Below are 2,504 nucleotides of genomic sequence, written 5' to 3'. Positions count from 1 at the left end.
CAGCACCCCGCCGGCCTTGAGCGCGTAGTGGGCGCCCCGGCCGCGGGTGGCCGCGACGAGGTTGCGGACCACCGCCCGCGGTAGTGAGCGCAGGTAGTCGCGTTCCGAGCCGAGGCTCTGCGAGCCGTCCAGCAGACCGGCCATGGCGACCTTGCCCCGTCCCTCGGCGTAGCAGCGGCGCAGGAAGAAGCCGAAGGTCGAGCTGCTCGCGGGCACCTCGTGGCGGATCAGTGCGGCGGGCACGTACATCCAGCGGCCACCGGCCAGCGCGCTCATCCGCAGGCACAGCTCGGTGTCCTCGGGCCGGTTCTGGCTGCCGAGCTTGCCGAAGCCGGTCCGGAAGCCGCCGACCGACAGGAACGTGTCGCGGCGCACGATCATGCTGGCCGACCACACGTTGCGCACCGGCGCGGTGGTCGTCGGCATCCCCGCGTACGAGCCGCCGACCGCCCAGAGGAACTCCTCCGGCATCCAGTTCGGCTTCGGGCCCTCCCAGGCCGGGTCGATGCCGCCGCCCGCGCCGACCACCGTCGGGTCCGCCGCCAGCGGCTCGACCAGGAGCTCGAGCCACTGCGGGCAGGCCACCGTGTCGTCGTCGAGGAACGCGATCAAGGGCGTGCCGGTGTGGAACGCGCCGGTGTTGCGGGTGCCGGAGGCGCCCCGGGCGTAGGCGTTCTCCAGCACGGTGATGCCGGGCAGTTCGCGCCGGACGCGGCGGAACAGGGCCGGGTTGTGGTCGACCACGACGACCACCTCGGCCGGGGTGTGCCGCTGGGTGCGGGCGGACCGCACCGTACGGACCAGGGACTGCCAGCGCCGCTCGGTGTGGGTCGGGATGACGACGCTGACGTCGCGGTGGTCAGGGCTCACGGTCGGTACTCCAAAGACAGTGGGGACGCGGCGTAGGGACCGGCGACCGGCGGAAGCTGCTTCGCTTCGGACTGGGCGGTGGCACCGGCCATGGACACCCGGCGCTTGAACGGCTGCATCGGCGAGTGGCAGACAGTGCCGGCCGCGGGCAGGGTCCCGCCGAGCAGGTAGCGGTCCACGGCCCTGGTCACACAGGTCGAGGTGCCGTAGGCGGTGTGGCCCCAGTTGTCACTGGACAGCAGGCGGCTGCCCGGCAGCAGCTTGGTCGCCGACTCGGCCTGCCGGTAGCTCGTCGCCGGGTCCCAGTAGTTGCCGACGAACAGCACCGGCGCGCTGGTGGTCCGGTTGAACGGTCCGCGGTAGGCGTCCTCGTCCCGCACGGTCCACGTGTTGCCGGCGCACGGGACGGTGCCCCAGCCCCAGGCGCGGCCGAAGTACGGGGCGCGGGCATCCTCGGCCGCCGTCAGTGCCGGCCACATGCTCGTGTCGCGGGGGTGGTCGGCGTCGGTGCAGATGACACCGCTGAACGCGTCCAGCGTGTTGTCGTACGGGAAGTCGCGGGCCGGTGTCCGTACCCGGGAGAGGTGTGCCCGCAGCTCGGCCCGCGCGACCGACCGCTTTTTCGCGCTCTTTCCCGCGGGTGCGGCGATCAAGGTCTCGACCGCGGCGGCGACGGAGGTGACGAAGTCGCCGGCCTCGGCGGAGTACAGGCCGGACAGCGTCAGGCCGATGAAGTCGGCGTAGGTCAGCCGCACGGCCTTGCCGTTCTCGTCGCGGCCGAGCAGCAGCGACTTGGCCCGCAAGGATCGCGCGATGGCGGCGAAGTGCCGCTCGGGGTTACCGGCGGCGAACACGCAGCGCTTCTTCCCGGCGTGGTCACACCGGGTGAGCAGGGTGCGCAGCGCCCGGTAGGCGGCGTCGGCCGAGCGCAGCCGGTTGTCCTGCAGGGAGCCCTGCGCCGGGACACCGGCCCAGGACTTCGGGTTGACGACACCGTCGAGTGCCAGCGCGCGGACCCGGTCGGGGAACATGTTCGCGTAGTACTGACCGAGCAGGGTCCCGTAGCTGAAACCGAGGTAGGTCAGCTTCGGGTCACCGACCGCGCGGCGCAGCACGTCCATGTCGCGGGCGACCTCGGCGGTGGACATCGCTCCGGCGAGCGTGGCCCCGGTGGTGGAGCACGCCTGTCCGACCGCGCGGGCCGCCTTGGTGTAGCTCGCCTCCTCGGCGGCGCCGTACGGGAAGAACTTGTTCAGCGGCGCCTGGGTCAGCACCTGCTCGCGGGTCGAGGGGAAGCACTTGAGGTTGTCGCTGGCGCCGACGCCGCGCGGGTCGAAGCCGACCACGTCGAAACGGTCCAGGACGCTGTCGCTGAGGAAGGCGGGGGCCAGCGCGGCCATGTCGGTGCCGGAACCGCCCGGCCCGCCGGGGTTGACGAACAGGCTGCCGATCCGCTGCGCCTGCTTGCGCGCCTTCACGCGGAGCAGGGCGAGCTGCACCGTCGCGCCCTCCGGCTCGTCGTAGTCGAGCGGCAGCCGGACGGTGGCGCACTGGGCGGTTCCGTAGCAGGTGTACCACTGCAGCACCGGGGTCGGCACGCGGTCGACCCGCTCGGCCTCCGTCCCGCTGGTCAC

Annotated in this window: 2 protein-coding genes; both read right to left on the bottom strand. The window is 72.6% G+C overall.

Annotated features, from left to right (window positions below):
• Positions 1-870, bottom strand: an 870-nt coding sequence (locus AB0C29_RS43170; RefSeq protein WP_360833418.1) for a glycosyltransferase, incomplete at its 3' end; no start/stop codon positions are given.
• Positions 867-2,504: alpha/beta hydrolase (locus AB0C29_RS43165; RefSeq protein WP_360833416.1), on the bottom strand; the 1,638-nt coding region annotated here is incomplete at its 5' end. The genes AB0C29_RS43170 and AB0C29_RS43165, both read right to left, overlap by 4 nt.

This window comes from Actinoplanes sp. NPDC048791, from assembly GCF_040650095.1.
Taxonomy (GTDB): domain Bacteria; phylum Actinomycetota; class Actinomycetes; order Mycobacteriales; family Micromonosporaceae; genus Actinoplanes.
Note: the sequence above shows the minus strand (reverse complement) of the source record. Positions and strands in the feature narration are given on the sequence as shown.